We start from the raw sequence: 16,471 nt of genomic DNA, 5'->3' as shown, positions 1-16,471 counted from the left end.
ATCGATATAAAGGGGTGTTTAAAGCATGAGCCGTCCTCTTGTGAAGGAGATACTTACGGATATAACCAATCGCATACATGTAGAAGAAAGTAAGAAAAATGGGCAGGATACTCCGTTTGTTCTCCGAAAAAAGAAAGTTTGTGTTCTTTTTACAGGTTATGATGAACCCCTGGATCAGATCCTGCTTGAGCTAAAAAAGATCAAAAGATACGGATATCAATTAACGATTGTCCTGTCTAGAGACATAGAAAGAAATGTGGGCATAGCGCTTTTTCAGAAAGGAGTCTATCCTCAGGAGATTATTACAGAGGAGCACCAGGATCAACTGATGGACCTGATGGAAGAGATGGATATGCTTTTGATGCCTACACCTACCCAAAATGTTGCAGCCAAGCTAAGGCAAGGCATCCAGGATTCCATAGAGTCTAGACTGCTATGGAAAGCCCTATGGGATGGAAAACCTGTATGGACAGATGGCCAGAATATGAGGCTGCTAAATGGAAAACAAAGTATGAACCCAGCCTTGGTTAAAATTGTAGAGGATAATATTGCATTCCTAAAAGAATTAGGTATTCGATTGGTAGGGGACCAGGGTTATATGAAGGAAATCATCGCTTATTCTTCTACAGAGATGTCTTCTGGCGCTGAACCTCCAAATCAAATACCTAAATTTGAGGGGAAACAGGTCATTACGGAAAAAGATGTCTTGGATGTAGTGGGAAAAGTAGATCGTATTTCTATTTCGAAAGATAGTATTGTAACGCCACTGGCAAAGGATACGGCTAAGGCGAAAAAGATCAAGTTGATTCGAACCTAGTTTCCAGGAAGCAGCATAGTTTGTTTTGGTAGGGAAGGAGAAGGACCATGAAAATTGGAAGAATTATTGGAACAGTTGTAGCTACGAGGAAAGATGAACGATTAACAGGCCACAAGCTGATGATTACCCAAGGATTAGATTTGGAGGGAAATCCTGAAGGGGATGCAGTCATCGCTGTGGACACGGTAGGCGCTGGAATTGGAGAACTAGTTATCTTCACTGAGGGTACGGCAGCGCGATACGCTGCAGACAAACCCCAATCTCCCATTGATGCAGCCATCATTGGCATTATAGATAATATTGATGTTTACGAAGAGCTGCTGAAAAAAAGGAGATAGATGAAATAAGGAGGGGGATAGATGTTTAGTGCTTTGGGAATAAAAAAAGCCATTGAATATAGAGAGCTTATTGATGTATTGATGGGGGATAAGATATTTGCGGATATCGTATTGCGAGGGGGCAATGTGATCAATGTTTTAACGAGAGAGTCCTATATGGGAGATGTGGCCATAAAGGGAAAATACATTTTGATGGTGGGAGATGCATCGGATTTGATCGGCAGTGATACAACAGTGATCGATGTAGCTGGAAAGTACATCTCTCCAGGATTTATAGACTCCCATATGCATTTTGAAAGCAGCATGTTAACCATTACGGAGTTCTCCAGACTCTCCATTCCTTCAGGTACCACTACATTGGTGGCAGATCCTCATGAAATCGGAAATGCCCTAGGGCCTATAGGAATGAAGGCTATGGCGGAGGAAGCCAGTGTAGTACCTAACCATGTGCATTTGGTGGTACCCGCCCTAACGCCTGATTGTCCAAGCTTGGAGACAGCTGGATATGATATTACATCAAAGGACATGGAAGAAATACTAAACTACCCAAATGTTATTGGAATTGGAGAACTACAAGGATTTAGCAATGCCAGACATGTATATAGAAATACACCGGAAATCATAACGGATCTGGTGGCATCCACGATCTATGCCCGCAGTATCGGGAAAATCGTAGATGGCAATGCCCCAGAACTCTTTGGCAATGAATTGGCCGCCCACATCATTGCCACGGGCGGAAAATGCTCTTGCCATGAAACCACCACAAAAGAAGAGTGCGTTGAGAAACTGCGGCAAGGCGTTTACGTATTTATGCGGGAAGGCTCCACCCAAAAGAATATGGCAGAATGCATCCGAGCTGTCACAGAAGAAGGATTGGAGTCAAGAAGGTGTATCTTAGCCACCGATGATATGGTGGCAGAAGATTTGGAAAAGCTTGGACATATGAACGAAATTGTAAGAAGGACCATCGCCCAGGGTGTAGACCCCATCGAAGTCATACAAATGGTAACCATCAATCCTGCCACTTATTTTGGCCTTGAGGATAGGGGTTGTTTGGCACCAGCAAAGCTGGCCGATATTGTCATCATTAATGATCTTACCAATATGACTGTTGAAGGTGTCTTTTTGGAGGGAAGATTAGCGGCTATACAAGGGAAACTGCTTTTGGATATTCCTCAGTATACTTATCCAGATGCTGTAAAACAGTCAGTGAAACGAAAGCCCATATCTGAAGAGGATTTAGCCATTGAAGCAGATGGTACAAAGGCTACCATACGCTGTATCGAGCTGATCCCTGATCAAAATCTATCTGAATGCCTAGAGTTTGAATTGAACGTACAAAAAGGATTGGTACAGCCAGATATCCATCGAGATATTTTGTACATTGCTTGTGTAGAAAGGTATGGCAGGAATGGAAATATTGGAAAGGCCTTTGTACAAGGTTTTGGACTGAAAACAGGGGCCTTTGCAGAAAGCGTAGCCCATGATACCCATAATATCATCGTGGTTGGAACGAATTTAAAAGATATGACTGCAGCTGTGAATCATGTCATTGAGATGGGTGGAGGGATTGCCGTTACAAAGAATGGTCGCGTGATGAATGACATGAGGCTCCCAGTAGGTGGCTTAATTACCGATGAATTGTCTGGTCATGAGGTAAGTGAGAAAATAGCCGCCTTAGAGCATTCTGTAAAAAGCGAACTGGGTGGAAAAGTCCATGCACCTTTCATGCATCTGTCTTTCCTGGCTTTATCCACGAGCCCCAAATGGAAGATTACGGACAAGGGATTGATTGATGTGAATAATTTTACTGTTTTACCGGCAGTGAAGCAATAATAGTTGGTTTTATGCAATGGGTTTAGCATTTACTGATGGATATATATCGTAGAATCCATTGGTGAATGATATTTACTCTGACAGCATATGAAGGGCCTATTCTCAATTCCCCTAGACAGCATAGGCAAATATTGAAAAGAGAGGAGGGAAACAGAGGCAGCGTTCATTCCAAAAAAATTAAAATATTAAAGGGGGTCAAGGAATGAGTACACATGCAAAAACTGAGCCACAGGGTTTTCTACAAAGAACCTTTAAACTCAATGAACACAAGACAAATGTAAAAACAGAAGTGATGGCCGGGATTACAACATTTATGACGATGGCCTATATTATCATTGTAAATCCTGACATTTTAAGTGCCACAGGTATGGATAAGGGCGCTTTATTTACAGCTACATGTTTAGCATCCGCTTTTGCAACTTTAATCATGGCATTTTATGCGAACTATCCTTTTGCATTGGCACCTGGTATGGGATTAAATGCATTTTTTGCATTTACAGTGGTCCTCGGAATGAAATATTCATGGCAGTTTGCATTAACCGCAGTTTTTCTTGAAGGGATTGTTTTTATTTTGCTTTCATTCTTCAATGTCCGGGAAGCTATTATCGATTGTATGCCGATGACATTGAAAAATGCAGTGAGTGTAGGTATTGGTCTCTTTATCGCTTTCATCGGATTATCCAATGCAGGAATCGTTGCAGCCAATGAGGCAACGAAAGTAACCTTAGGCGATGTAACAAGCCCTGCTGCATTGTTAGCGCTCATTGGTATTGTGATCACGGGAATTCTGTTAGCAAAGAATGTGAAAGGCGCCTTATTAATCGGTATTATTGCTACAACGATTATAGGTATTCCGTTAGGTGTTACCCAAGCACCGGCAGGTTTGATCAGTGCGCCACCATCCTTATCTCCAATCGCATTTCAGTTGGATTTTAGTAAGTTATTGAGTCTAGATATGTTTGTGGTTATGTTTACATTTTTATTTGTAGATATCTTTGATACAGTTGGTACGCTGGTTGGGGTTTCATCCAAGGCGGATATGCTGGACAAAAACGGGAAACTGCCAAGGGCAAAGAAGGCTCTCCTGGCAGATGCATTGGGAACTACCTTTGGTTCCCTCATAGGAACAAGCACCGTAACGACCTATGTAGAGAGTGCTGCTGGCGTTGCAGAAGGCGGACGCACAGGATTAACCTCTTTAACAACTGGTATATTGTTCCTCATCGCGCTGCTTTTCTCTCCATTATTGACCATTGTACCCAGTGCAGCAACAGCACCTGCTCTTATTCTTGTAGGATTATTTATGATGTCACCAGTTATGAAGATCAATCTGAATGACTATACAGAAGCTATCCCAGCATTTTTGACGATTATCATGATGCCTTTAACTTACAGTATCGCAGAAGGAATTGTTTTCGGTATCTTAGCATATGTCTTCCTTAAGGTCTTAACCGGCAGAACGAAGGATCTTTCGTTGCCAATGTACATTTTAGCGATATTATTTATTGCAAAGTTTGTGATGTAATAGGTTATTCAGTTCCCCTATCCCAGTCAAGGGATAGGGGAACAATATAATATGGAGATCTATGATGTATGGATAGATGGGATCCATTTATGATAGATCGCTATATGGACAAAAGGGGGAGGAAGTAAGATGACGGCAAAAACGCTACTTATTCAAAATGGTACAGTGGTTACCATGAACAAAGGAAGAGAAATCAAAGAAGCGGATATTTTCATTCGGGGGGATCGAATCGAAGCCATAGGAGAACATATGGAGATAGAAGCTGATGAGCGGATAGATGCCCATGGAATGGTTGTGATACCGGGGTTGATTCAGACCCATGTGCACTTGACACAGACCTTATTCAGAGGGCAGGCCGATGATTTGGAGCTTATGGATTGGTTGAAGAAAAAAATATGGCCTTTGGAGGGCAGCCATACAGAAGAATCCAATCATGTTTCTGCAAAGCTGGGCATAGCAGAATTGATAAAGGGCGGAACCACAGCCATCATCGATATGGAGACGGTAAATCACACAGAAGCTGCCCTAGAAGCATTGCTTTCATCTGGCATGAGAGCTCATATCGGAAAATGCATGATGGACTATGGAAAAGGTGTCCCTGCTAGTCTAATGGAGAGCACAGATCATTCTATAAGAGAGAGTGAGAGACTATTGAAGGCTTGGCACGGAAAGGATAATGGCAGAATTCAGTATGCTTTTGCACCAAGATTTGTAGTTTCCTGTACCGAGGAGTTGCTGTTGAGGGTTCGTGATTTGGCACGGGAGTATGGTGTTATGATTCATACCCATGCATCGGAAAACCAAGGAGAGATCGCCTTGGTGGAAAAGGATCGAGGTATGAGGAACATTATCTATTTGCATAAATTAGGGTTAACAGGTGAGAACCTTATTCTTGCCCACTGTATATGGCTAGATGATGAGGAAATGAAAATATTGGCAGCTACAGGGACAAAGATCGCCCACTGCCCAAATTCTAACCTAAAATTAGCTTCAGGAATTGCTAAAATACCGGAACTGCTGGACATGGGTGCAAATATATCCATTGGAGCAGATGGTGCTCCTTGTAATAACAATTTGGATATGTTTAAAGAAATGCGGAGCGCAGCACTTATCCAAAAAGCGAGATTGTTCCAGCCAACGGTGATGCCTGCCCACAAAGTATTTGAGCTGGCAACCCTGGGAGGTGCCAAGGCCATGGGATTAGAACATGAAATCGGCAGTATTGAGGAAGGAAAGAAAGCGGATCTGGCAATCTTGGATTTAGGTGATATCCATACGGCGCCCAATGATGGTGTAGATATCGTATCTCAGCTGGTATATTCAGCCATAGCTCAAGATGTAAGAACAACGATTATTGATGGCAGGATCGTCTTGAAGGATCGAATACTTACCACAATGGATGAAAAAAGTATCAGAAAAGATGTAAATCGAGTTATTTTACAGCAGATGGAGAGGGCAGGGATTTCATAAAGGCTTGTATATTGTGGGAATCTTTGAATAGGAAGGGAATGAGGATGTGATGATTACAAAATGTATTAGACCATCAACTCTGGGGGAGGCCTTGGAGGTATTAAGCCAACAGGGAAATAATGGACAGTTGATTGCGGGAGGTACGGATCTAATGATTGAGATCAGGCACCACCAATACGGGAAGAATACCTTAATCGATATTTCACATCTAAAGGAGCTTCGTTTTATCGAGATCGGAGAGCAAGAGATTTCCATAGGGGCAGGGACGCGATTTTCAGATATTGTAAATCATCAGGAAATGAAGGCCATATGCAAAGGATTGTGGGAAGCGTGCAAATCCGTTGGTTCTCCCCAGATCAGAAATGCAGGAACCATCGGAGGGAATATATGCAACGGTTCTCCAGCGGCAGATTCGGTACCACCCCTTTTGGCCTTGGATGCCCAAGTAACGATAAAAAGCAGCAAAAAGACGAGGACCACAGCATTGAAGGACCTTTATATGGATAAGGGGAAGATTGCCTTAGAAGCCGATGAATTATTGCACACTATAAGATTTAGAAAACCTCAGAAGGGTGAATCTATTTCCTTTGAAAAACTAGGTTTGCGAAGGGCATTGGCTATTGCCAGATTGTCCTGCGCTGTCTTTATCTCCCTTGAAGAAGGAGATAAAATCAGAGAGGTTAGGATTGCCACGGGAGCCATGGGACGTTATCCCCAGCGGGAAGAGGGAATTGAGCGTCTTCTCATGGGGGAGACGCTTGATGAGCCATTGATAGAAATGGGTATTCAGGAACTCTCCCATATTGCAAGACTACGGCTTGGTAGCAGGCGTTCAGCAGCTTTTAAATGTGAAGCAATACAAGGATTATTCGACAAGGCGTTAAAAAGGGCAGCGAAGGAGGCAAAATCCCATGATTTCTATTCATTTAATGGTTAACAATCAAGAATATCATGTAGAGGTAGAGGAAGACTTACGGCTCATCGATCTGCTTCGAGAAAAGCTGATGCTAACAGGCACCAAGGAAGGCTGCGGTGAAGGAGAATGTGGTGCCTGCACCATTATTATGGATGGAAAAACAGTGAATTCTTGCTTGGTGATGGCCTTTCAAGCCGATGGCAGCAGGATTACCACCATCGAAGGTATCTCAAAAGATGGGGAGCTTCATCCTATACAACAGGCGTTTTTAGATGTGGGGGCAGTACAGTGTGGCTTTTGTACGCCTGGAATGGTATTGTCAGCGAAAGCTTTGTTGGATGAGAGTCAAGATCCTGATCGTCAGCAGATCCGAGAGGGAATCTCAGGAAATTTATGCCGTTGTACAGGGTATAATAAGATTATTGATGCCATTGTATTGGCATCATCTTATATAAAGGAGGGGCAGAAAGATGAAACCTCTTCAAGTGGTAGGGCATAGAATTCTTAGAATAGATGGGAAGGCAAAGGTCAAGGGGACTGCCTTATATCCTCAGGATATTTTCATGGAGGGGATGCTGTATGGTGCAACTCTTCGATCTACAAAACCCCATGCTTTCATAGAAATTGATACAGAGGAAGCAGCAAGAGTGCCAGGGGTCATAAGAATTTTAACTGCAAAAGATGTGACAGGACATAACCATCATGGGGTCCTGTTTAAAGATCATGATGTGTTTTGCAGGGAAAAGGTGAGACGGATTGGAGACCCTATGGCCTTTGTTATTGGCACCAGTGAAAAAATTGCAAAGGAAGCCCTTGGAAAGATAAAAGTGATTTATAAAGAAATTCCTGGCGTGTTTGATCCTGTAGAAGCTATGGATGAAAAGGCGCCTAAAGTCCATGGGGACAGCAACATCGTGTATCACTACAAGTGTAGGAAAGGGAATGTAGATGAGGCGTTTAAAATGTGCCATGTGATTGTGGAACGAGAGTACAAAACCTCCATGGTGGACCATGCATTTTTACAACCCGAGGCTGGGATTGCCCATATGGATGATGCCGGAAATGTAGTGGTATTGGCAGCAACCCAGTATCCCCATTTTGATCAATTGGAAGTGGCAGAGGCCTTGGGTCTCTCTACAGAAAAGGTGAAAATTATCAACCCGGCTGTGGGTGGTGCGTTTGGAGGACGAGAAGACATTACCATGCAAATTCATTTGGCCCTTGCTGCATATCTGACAGGGAAACCGGTGAAGGTGGTCTATGGACGAGAAGAGTCCTTTTATGCCCATTCCAAACGACATCCTATCAACATGAAATATAAGACAGGTGCTACGAAGGATGGAAAGCTTTTGGCTATGGAAGCTATCCTCGTAGGAGACACAGGAGCCTATGCATCCTGGGCCATCAATGTTATGCGGAAGGCGGGCGTCCATGCGCCAGGGCCCTATGAGATTCCCCATGTGAAGGTAGATAGTTATGCTGTTTACACCAATAATCCCTTCTGTGGCGCCATGCGAGGGTTCGGTGCCACGCAAACACCCATCGGGTCAGAGCAGCAGATGGATATCCTTGCGAGGGAATTGGGAATGGATCCGATACAATTCAGATTGATGAATTGCCTCCGTGTAGGCAGTGAAACGGCCAATGGACAGATTCTTCACGAAAGCGTACCCCTTGCCCAGTGCATTGAGACTGTGAGGGATCGCATGTTTCAGGAATTGAGGTGATTGGATGAAAAAGAGAGGACGGGGTATTGCATCTGTCCACTATGGGACGGGCTACGGCAACGGATTTCCCGATGTATCCACAGCCAGGGCAGAGGTAAGCAAGGATGGAAGCATTATCATCTATATTGGTGCAACAGAGGTTGGTCAGGGCGCAAAAACGATCTTTTGCCAAATGGCTGCCGAAATATTGGGCGTAGAGACCTATGACATCCACTTCGTTTGCGAAGATACTTCGCAAACACCGGATGCGGGGACAGCTGCCGCCAGCCGACAGACCTATAATTCAGGGAATGCTGTAAAAAAGGCAGCAGAATCCCTACGGCAAATGTTGGTTGAACGGGCCCAAAAGCATCTCCAACTCAATTCAATCCATGATTTAGCGCTAGAGGATCACTGGATTTATTTGAAGGATTATCCGAAGAAAAGAGTACACTTTAAGGATCTAGCAGGAGAAGGGACCCTTCTTGTGGAAGAAACCTTTACAGCCCAAACGGTGAAGATGGATGAGGAGACAGGGGAAGGGGCACCCTATTGGCCTTATACCTTCTGCTGTTATGGCGTAGAGGTTGAGGTAGATACAGAAACAGGAGAGATTCAAGTGATTAGGGGCGTCTGTGCTCAAGATGTGGGAAAGGCCATTAATCCAGAACTCATCGAAGGACAAATCGATGGAGGTTTTGCCATGGGATTGGGGTATGGTTTGATGGAAGATCTAGGTTTGTCCAATGGAGAAATTAGGCATAGTCGATTTGCCAATTATTTGATTCCCACTGCATTGGATGTGCCAGAGCTGGAGAAATTTATCATCGAAGATCTCTCATCCACAGGGCCCTTTGGTGCCAAAGGGATTGGAGAACCTGTCATGATTCCTGCTGCACCTGCCATCTTGAATGCAATTTATGATGCCATTGGTATCCGGTTTTATGAGATTCCCGTAACCCCAGAGAGGGTATTAATAGCTATAAAAGAGGCTCAAAAGGAGGAAAAACATGATACATGATTTAAAAGACAGGATTGATATGGCTGCGGGGAGAAAAAAAGCGCCTTTGGTGTTGAAAAACTGTCAGATTATTAATGTATTTACCGAGGAAGTTTTTCAAGGAGATATTGCCATCTCAGGGGAAACGATTGTAGGAATCGGAAGCTACGAAGGGGAAGAAGAAATAGATTTGATGGGAAGGTATGTGGCGCCAGGTTTAATCGATGGGCATGTCCATATCGAATCCTCCATGGTGACGCCAGGTCAATTTGCCAGGGCCATCGTGCCTAGAGGAACCACCACCATTATTGCAGATCCCCATGAAATTGCCAATGTTTGTGGATTGGAAGGCATTCGATATATATTAGAGGAGAGTCAGGAACTTCCATTGAACGTATTTATCATGCTACCTTCATGCGTCCCCGCCACATCTTTTGAAAACTCTGGTGCTGTACTGGATGCCGAAAAGTTGAAAGAACTTATGGGTCACCCAAGGGTATTGGGACTGGGAGAATTGATGGATTATCCAGCTGTTATCAATGGTGAGCAGATGGTATTAGATAAAATTCAAATTGCAGGGAACAAGCTCATCGATGGACATGGACCTGCCATCGCTGATCAGGCCCTCAATGCCTATGTCATGGCAGGTACAAAAACGGAGCATGAGTGTTCAACGTTAGAGGAAATGAAAGATCGTTTGCGACTGGGTATGTATATACAAATCCGAGAGGGCTCCGCGGCAAGGAACCTGGAAGAATTAATTCGGGGCGTTACAAAGGAAAATTTAAGAAGATGCTTGTTTTGTACAGATGACCGTCATCCTGAGGATATTTTGGTACACGGACATATCGATAACAATATACGAACGGCCATAAAAAATGGATTCCATCCTATTTCAGCCATAAGACTTGCCACGTTAAATGCAGCGGAATGCTATGGCCTCAAGGGGATGGGCGCCATCGCGCCGGGGTACAAAGCGGATTTGATTGTGGTAGAAGATTTGCAGCAGTTCAATGTGGTAGAGGTATACAAAGAGGGGAAACTGGTGGCCCGAAATGGGAAGGCACTGTTCCAGGTAGAGGCCCATCAAAATCCTGCCGTATTGAATACCGTCAATATCAGCAAGGTAAATAGAGAAAAATTGGAAATTCATATGGCGTCGGATATTGCCAATGTCATTAAGATCTTACCCCATAGCCTGTTGACGGAAAAGGTTGTGCGGAAAATTGAAACAGAGGATGGAAAATTTAAATTCCACAATCGCTTGGATATTTTAAAGATGGCTGTGATCGAACGTCATAGGGGAACAGGAAATATAGGTTTGGCCCTAGTAGAGGATTTCAAACTGAAAAACGGTGCCATCGCGTCTACTGTGGCCCATGATTCCCATAATCTCGTGGTCATTGGTGACAATGATGATGATATCATGGCCGCCATTGAAGAGATTGAAAGATGCGGCGGAGGCATTACAATCTGCTCAGAAGGAAAGGTACTGAAGACATTGTCTTTGCCCATTGCTGGCCTAATTTCTGATCAGACCATTGAGACTGTAGACATTCAATTGAAAGAGATGATGGAGGTTGCCCGCAGCCTAGGGGTCAATAAAAATGTAGATCCATTCATGACACTATCATTTTTAGCCTTGCCTGTGATTCCGTCCATCAAATTGACAGATATGGGATTGTTTGATGTGGAGACCTTCAATTTTATGAATCTGAGTGTACAGGAGTAAAGAAGGGAATCCATTGAAGGATTCTACAGCGATGACGTAATAAATGAACGATGTGTTATAATCGTAGGGGCGTGCATTTCACGTCCGTTTTTGTTGACAATGAACTATTCTCTGACGCCCAATGGGCGCCTCTACGGCATCGAACTTATATTTATTTTCAACAATTGAGGATATAATAGGGCATAAAATACCCTGACCCATCATGATGGGTCAGGGTATTTTCCTTTTTTTGGTGGAAAACAGTCATATCAAGGACATTTTAAAATAGAATACAATAGGGAAAATGTCTTAGGTATAAGCCTAAGAAATGTGGAGGGGATGGAATGGAGATTTATACTGTACAGTCAGGTGATAGCCTATGGAAAATTGCCCAAAGATTTGGTGTATCCATAGAGGCCATTACCTGGGTCAATGGAATAAATCCGCAGCAAAGTCTAATTATCGGTATGAATCTTGTCATACCTACAGATGAAAAAATAAATATCATGGATTTTACCGTAAGACCTGGTGATACCCTCTGGGCTATTGGCCAGCGATTTGGAGTGGACTATCTGGAAATTGCTCGTATCAACAACATACGTCCTCCATATCCTTTGACCGTTGGACAAAGGATCCAAATACCCGTTCAAGGGGAGGTATATATTGTAAAAGCTGGTGATTATCTATGGAGTATTGCCCAAAGATTTAATACTTCTATAAACAATCTTATTGTATGGAATAATTTGTCTTACCCCTATATCCTTTATCCTGGTCAACGTTTACTTGTCAGCGTACAGAGAGAAACCCCTGCTGCGGAAAAGACAACCGTGGAGATATTAGGCTATTATAACCCTACGGCTGTACAAGATAAGACATATATTATCAATGTATTGGGGGATTATCTTACCTATCTTGGCATCTTCGAATTTCCTTTTACGGAGACCGGAGAAGTGATAGGCACCATCGATAATGAGATCCTGGAGGCAGCCAGAAACAAAAATGTTGCGGTGTTACCTGTTTTAACCAACATTGTTCGTGGAAATTTTAGCAGTGAATTGGGAAGAACTGTATTATCTAGTGAGACCCTTCGCTCCAATTTAATAAACAATATTATGGCACTGTTACAGCAGTATAATCTTATAGGAATCATTATTGACATAGAAAACTTATATCCAGAAGATCGTGGAATATTCACCGATTTCATTCGTATTCTTTCCGATACCTTGCATAGAAATAATAAGATCCTGATCTTGAATATGCCTGCCAAGTGGGAAGAATGGGCTGAAAGGGAATGGGTGGGCTTCTTTGATTATAATGCCCTAGGACCAATGATCGATATAGCTGCCATCATGACCTATGAATGGGGATGGCAATCCGGTCCACCCAGGGCCACGGCACCTTTAGAATATGTGAAGCGAGCCTTGGACTACGCATTGAATAACAATATCCCTAGAAATAAAATTCAGTTAGGGTTGACCCTTTACGGCTATGACTGGGAGCTGCCTGATACCCCCGAAAACTTAGCAAGAACTGTAACTCTTCCTATGGTATGGGATATAGCAAGAACCTATGGTGGTAGTATTGGATTTGACAACGATGTGAAACAGCCCTATCTAAACTATGTAGACAGCCAAGGAAAGACCCATATGGTATGGTTTGAGGATGCTCTAAGTCACTACTATAAATATCAGCTGCTAAAGGAGTATCAATTAATGGGTGCTTTCTATTGGATTCTCAATCTGCCCTTCCCTGCCACCTGGTACATGTTGAGCCAGCTCTTCGATATTAAGAAATTATAACAAAGAAGAGATTTAAGCAATCGCTTAAATCTCTTCTTTATCTTCATTTTCCCTTCTTACTTTGAGACGATTGACAACTTTTCGAACACCTTCTACCCCCATGGCAATTTCTTTGGCCATTTCCATCTCATGACGGCTGTTTACAAAACCATTCAAGGTTACGCGTCCGTGAACCACCGTATGAATAATGTCAGGGTAGTTTAAGGCGGTGGTGCTAAGTGCCTGAGTGACGCGACTATTCAATGTGGCATCATCATAGGCAACATCATCAGAAACTTCGATATTATTGACCACATCCTTAATACCTCGGACTTCCGAAGCAACGGACATGGCGGTATGGGCGTCCATCAGAGTTTTTGTGTTACCGATAAGGTTTGCTACCCCATCTTCTACCTTCACGCTTACACCGACCAGATCCTCACTGCGCTGGCCATTCATGAGACGATTGAGCACTTCTTTTTCCATATGTTTATCAGTGATATTGCTGTCCATGGCAACGGTAATCTTATTTTCGATCTTTCTTACACCATCTATGGACTTTACAACACTTTCAGCCATTTTCTTTTCAGCAAGGACGTCTACCATGCCATACATGTGAACATAACCATCCTTACAAAACAGATTGATATCCATGGCGCTGGCTTGCATTTTTTCTTCTAGCTGATCTTTTGCCAAGTCAACGATTAAATCGTCCTTCCCAGGAAGCTTATCATTTTTTATTTTGTTTTTCCTTTTCTCATCCATTCCATTTCACCCTTTCTTGGTCTTTAAAGTATTTTTCCACAAATAAAGAAGAAACATGTAATCATCCTACGGATGATCAAATACTATATATTTTTTTGAATGATAAGCTTGCTTTCAGATACAATTGCTCACTTTTGGGTTTATGAAAATACATGGGATGAAAAAATGGAAATATGTAATCGCATTTGACAAAATTCGAAGAAAATTGACAATAGTTTCACGGAATGTTAAACTATTATTGTATGTGTTACAATAGTTTGGTAAATTTGTTATTTAAATGATATTAAAATTTTTTTAAAAAGAGAACCATTAGTGTCGATAAAAGGCAAACTTATTGAAAGATAAGGACGCAAAGCCATGGGTCTAAGGAAGTCTACTTCTATGATTGCCAGGTTGCCGAGGAAGCGATATCCGCTTTTGTTTATATGGGGATATTCAAAGGCACCTGAAATTCAGGTGCCTTTATTTAATGTCAATCAAGCGGAGGAGGGTAGTGACAAGAGCTTAAGAAAAAGAGAAACGATGCTTTACTCTAATATATCAAAAGGAGCGAATATACATGAAAAGAAATTTCAATATTTTTTCTAAATTGATTATTTTTTTCCTAGCACTAGTCATTATTCCACTTTCTATCTCCAATTATATGGGACTGAACAAGTTTACCAATGCTTTAGATACGCAGTCGGCAAGTTCGATGCAGACTTTAGCTACTGAAAAAAAGAAACTATTGGATCAACTATTAAAGAATGTAAAGGAAGAGTCCTTTATCTTATCAAAAGACTTGGAAGCCATAGATCTGTTAAAGGATATACAGAGCGGAAATGCGAATCCAGGGGAGATTGAAAACCACAGGGCCTTATTGGGAAGTTACCTGAAAGCAATATTCGATCAGAGCGAAGGTATGTTTGAAAACATCTTTTTCGTAGACAATGCGGGGCTGATTACTGCTGACGGAATTGGTGGGGTCTCTGTTGGTGTGGATATCAATAGCTATAACTATTATAAGGAAGTTCTTTCAACAAAAAAGCAGTGCTTTGATGATGTTATCCTCTCACCCGTATCGGGAAGACCTGTATTGGTTCTGGGAACGCCCGTCTTCGATGAAAACAACCAATTAATCGGAGTATTTAATATGGCCATGGAATTCAATAAGATCACAGAAATGCTAATTCAGCGAAATGAAGGGGAAAAATTCAACTATTACATATTAAATAAGGATGGCTTGGTCATTGCCCATGAAAACAAAGAAAACGTTTTTAAATTTGATTTTGCACAGGGTGAGGAAACCCTTCAAAAAGCTTTTGCAGAAATGAAAAGCCAGAAAGATGGCGCTACAATATATACGATGGACGGGGTAGAAAAGCTGGTTGCCTTTACCCAGCATGGAGAAAAGGGATGGTTTATCGCAACAGCGATTAGCGTCAATGATTATCAAGCACCTATCAATGCAATTCGCCGTGACCTACTGCTGATCGTTGCATTATGCTTGGTGGGGGCAAGCGCTGTGGCCTACTTCGTGAGCAAATCCTTGGCCAATCCATTGAAAAAATTATCTCTTCATGTGGATGATGTGGCAAAGGGGAACTTGAGCGTCAAGATTGAGAACATCAAGTCAAGGGATGAGATTGGAAAATTAAACACCAGTTTTCAAATAATGATAGGCAGCTTAAAAGAAATTATTGCCAATGTGGTGCAACAGGGGACGGCAGCTAAGGAAACCTCTGAAAAGACAGGGATGGCCTTCCATGAACTTCAAGGGGTAGTAGAGAATATCTCAGCTACGATTGAAGAAATTTCAGCCGGAATGGAGGAATCTGCAGCATCAACCCAGGAGATTACTGCTTCAACAGAGGAAGTGAGCGCAGCGATATCCATCATGGCGAAGAAATCTCAGGAGAGTACAAAAGATACCGTAGAGATGAACAAACGGGCAGAGGAATTAAAAGAAACTGCTGTAAAATTGAAGGAGAATACAGAGAAGATATTGAATACAACAAAATATGATTTAGAGGCTGCTATTGAGAAATCAAAAGTAGTTGAAAAAATAGAAGAGTTGACAGGGGCTATCATGGCCATATCAGAACAAACCAATCTTCTGGCATTGAATGCTGCCATTGAGGCTGCTCGGGCAGGAGATGCAGGAAAAGGTTTTGCGGTTGTGGCTGAAGAGGTAAGAAAGCTTGCAGAAGAGTCTTCGAAAACTGCTGTAAATATCAAGGGGATCATAGAACAAGTAACCCTGGCTGTGAGGGATCTAACAAATAGTTCCAATAGTTTGCTGTCTTTTGTAGACAAGGATGTACAAAACAACTATGAATTCCTGTTAAAAACAGGAGAACAGTACAATGCAGATGCTCAGAAAATATCGATGGTGATGGGAGAATTTGATCGAGCATCTCAGGATATCAATAGCATGGTGGATCAGATTGCTACTACCATTAGTGAAATTGCTATTTCTGTCAACGAAGGAGCATCAGGAACGACCAATATCAGTGAGAACATCGGGGGGCTAGTGGATAAGACAGCGGAAATCAAAGAAATGTTCGATGAAAATACTAGAAGTGCAGAGCAGCTGAATGAAATGGTGAAGAAATTCCGCATCTAGTAAA

13 protein-coding genes and 1 riboswitch are annotated in these 16,471 nt (G+C 42.4%); of the genes, 12 read left to right on the top strand and 1 reads right to left on the bottom strand.

Annotated features, from left to right (window positions below):
• Positions 1-25 precede the first annotated feature (25 nt).
• The 11 genes from HNQ80_RS06010 (at position 26) to HNQ80_RS05960 (ending at position 13,118) form a co-directional block, all read left to right on the top strand.
• Positions 26-817, top strand: a complete 792-nt coding sequence (locus tag HNQ80_RS06010; RefSeq protein WP_184309166.1) for a hypothetical protein — start codon at positions 26-28, stop codon at positions 815-817.
• 47 nt (positions 818-864) lie between these two features.
• Positions 865-1,155 (top strand): EutN/CcmL family microcompartment protein, encoded by a 291-nt coding sequence (locus tag HNQ80_RS06005; RefSeq protein WP_184309164.1) that lies wholly within the window; start codon positions 865-867, stop codon positions 1,153-1,155.
• Positions 1,156-1,176: 21 nt separating this feature from the next.
• Positions 1,177-2,991: an adenine deaminase gene (gene ade, locus HNQ80_RS06000; protein WP_184309162.1), complete on the top strand. Its 1,815-nt coding sequence runs from the start codon at positions 1,177-1,179 to the stop codon at positions 2,989-2,991.
• Between the two features lie 202 nt (positions 2,992-3,193).
• On the top strand, positions 3,194-4,516 hold the full coding sequence (locus tag HNQ80_RS05995) for an NCS2 family permease (protein ID WP_184309160.1): 1,323 nt from the start codon (positions 3,194-3,196) through the stop codon (positions 4,514-4,516).
• Between the two features lie 129 nt (positions 4,517-4,645).
• Positions 4,646-5,986, top strand: a complete 1,341-nt coding sequence (locus HNQ80_RS05990) for a 5'-deoxyadenosine deaminase (RefSeq protein WP_184309158.1) — start codon at positions 4,646-4,648, stop codon at positions 5,984-5,986.
• Between the two features lie 49 nt (positions 5,987-6,035).
• On the top strand, positions 6,036-6,923 hold the full coding sequence (locus HNQ80_RS05985; RefSeq protein ID WP_184309156.1) for an FAD binding domain-containing protein: 888 nt from the start codon (positions 6,036-6,038) through the stop codon (positions 6,921-6,923).
• Complete coding sequence (locus tag HNQ80_RS05980) at positions 6,898-7,401, top strand: (2Fe-2S)-binding protein (RefSeq protein ID WP_184309154.1); 504 nt, start codon at positions 6,898-6,900, stop codon at positions 7,399-7,401. Before HNQ80_RS05985 ends, HNQ80_RS05980 begins: the two co-directional genes overlap by 26 nt.
• Complete coding sequence (locus HNQ80_RS26235; protein ID WP_184309152.1) at positions 7,373-8,629, top strand: xanthine dehydrogenase family protein molybdopterin-binding subunit; 1,257 nt, start codon at positions 7,373-7,375, stop codon at positions 8,627-8,629. The genes HNQ80_RS05980 and HNQ80_RS26235 overlap by 29 nt, the downstream gene beginning before the upstream one ends.
• 4 nt (positions 8,630-8,633) lie before the next feature.
• Positions 8,634-9,629 (top strand): xanthine dehydrogenase family protein molybdopterin-binding subunit, encoded by a 996-nt coding sequence (locus HNQ80_RS26230; protein WP_184309150.1) that lies wholly within the window; start codon positions 8,634-8,636, stop codon positions 9,627-9,629.
• Positions 9,619-11,340 (top strand): adenine deaminase, encoded by a 1,722-nt coding sequence (ade, locus tag HNQ80_RS05965; protein WP_207726877.1) that lies wholly within the window; start codon positions 9,619-9,621, stop codon positions 11,338-11,340. The genes HNQ80_RS26230 and ade (HNQ80_RS05965) overlap by 11 nt, the downstream gene beginning before the upstream one ends.
• Before the next feature lie 323 nt (positions 11,341-11,663).
• Positions 11,664-13,118, top strand: coding sequence for a LysM peptidoglycan-binding domain-containing protein (locus HNQ80_RS05960; RefSeq protein ID WP_184309148.1), 1,455 nt, complete (start codon positions 11,664-11,666; stop codon positions 13,116-13,118).
• A 24-nt stretch (positions 13,119-13,142) separates the two neighbouring features.
• Here the strand turns inward: HNQ80_RS05960 and HNQ80_RS05955 are convergent, their stop codons facing one another.
• On the bottom strand, positions 13,143-13,862 hold the full coding sequence (locus HNQ80_RS05955; protein ID WP_184309146.1) for a BON domain-containing protein: 720 nt from the start codon (positions 13,860-13,862) through the stop codon (positions 13,143-13,145).
• A gap of 314 nt (positions 13,863-14,176) precedes the next feature.
• Positions 14,177-14,263: riboswitch (cyclic di-GMP riboswitch) on the top strand.
• A 158-nt stretch (positions 14,264-14,421) separates the two neighbouring features.
• Between HNQ80_RS05955 and HNQ80_RS05950 the strand changes: the two genes are divergently transcribed.
• On the top strand, positions 14,422-16,467 hold the full coding sequence (locus HNQ80_RS05950) for a methyl-accepting chemotaxis protein (protein WP_184309144.1): 2,046 nt from the start codon (positions 14,422-14,424) through the stop codon (positions 16,465-16,467).
• Positions 16,468-16,471 lie beyond the last annotated feature (4 nt).

This window comes from Anaerosolibacter carboniphilus (assembly GCF_014205875.1).
GTDB classification, from domain to species: domain Bacteria; phylum Bacillota; class Clostridia; order Peptostreptococcales; family Thermotaleaceae; genus Anaerosolibacter; species Anaerosolibacter carboniphilus.
Note: the sequence above shows the minus strand (reverse complement) of the source record. Positions and strands in the feature narration are given on the sequence as shown.

Coding starts and splice junctions, on each gene's coding strand:
- HNQ80_RS06010 (WP_184309166.1), top strand. CDS start 26: ATGAGCCGTCCTCTTGTGAAGGAGATACTTACGGATATAACCAATCGC.
- HNQ80_RS05960 (WP_184309148.1), top strand. CDS start 11,664: ATGGAGATTTATACTGTACAGTCAGGTGATAGCCTATGGAAAATTGCC.
- HNQ80_RS06005 (WP_184309164.1), top strand. CDS start 865: ATGAAAATTGGAAGAATTATTGGAACAGTTGTAGCTACGAGGAAAGAT.
- ade (WP_207726877.1), top strand. CDS start 9,619: ATGATACATGATTTAAAAGACAGGATTGATATGGCTGCGGGGAGAAAA.
- HNQ80_RS05990 (WP_184309158.1), top strand. CDS start 4,646: ATGACGGCAAAAACGCTACTTATTCAAAATGGTACAGTGGTTACCATG.
- HNQ80_RS05995 (WP_184309160.1), top strand. CDS start 3,194: ATGAGTACACATGCAAAAACTGAGCCACAGGGTTTTCTACAAAGAACC.
- ade (WP_184309162.1), top strand. CDS start 1,177: ATGTTTAGTGCTTTGGGAATAAAAAAAGCCATTGAATATAGAGAGCTT.
- HNQ80_RS05980 (WP_184309154.1), top strand. CDS start 6,898: ATGATTTCTATTCATTTAATGGTTAACAATCAAGAATATCATGTAGAG.
- HNQ80_RS05985 (WP_184309156.1), top strand. CDS start 6,036: ATGATTACAAAATGTATTAGACCATCAACTCTGGGGGAGGCCTTGGAG.
- HNQ80_RS05955 (WP_184309146.1), bottom strand. CDS start 13,862: ATGGATGAGAAAAGGAAAAACAAAATAAAAAATGATAAGCTTCCTGGG.
- HNQ80_RS05950 (WP_184309144.1), top strand. CDS start 14,422: ATGAAAAGAAATTTCAATATTTTTTCTAAATTGATTATTTTTTTCCTA.
- HNQ80_RS26230 (WP_184309150.1), top strand. CDS start 8,634: ATGAAAAAGAGAGGACGGGGTATTGCATCTGTCCACTATGGGACGGGC.
- HNQ80_RS26235 (WP_184309152.1), top strand. CDS start 7,373: ATGAAACCTCTTCAAGTGGTAGGGCATAGAATTCTTAGAATAGATGGG.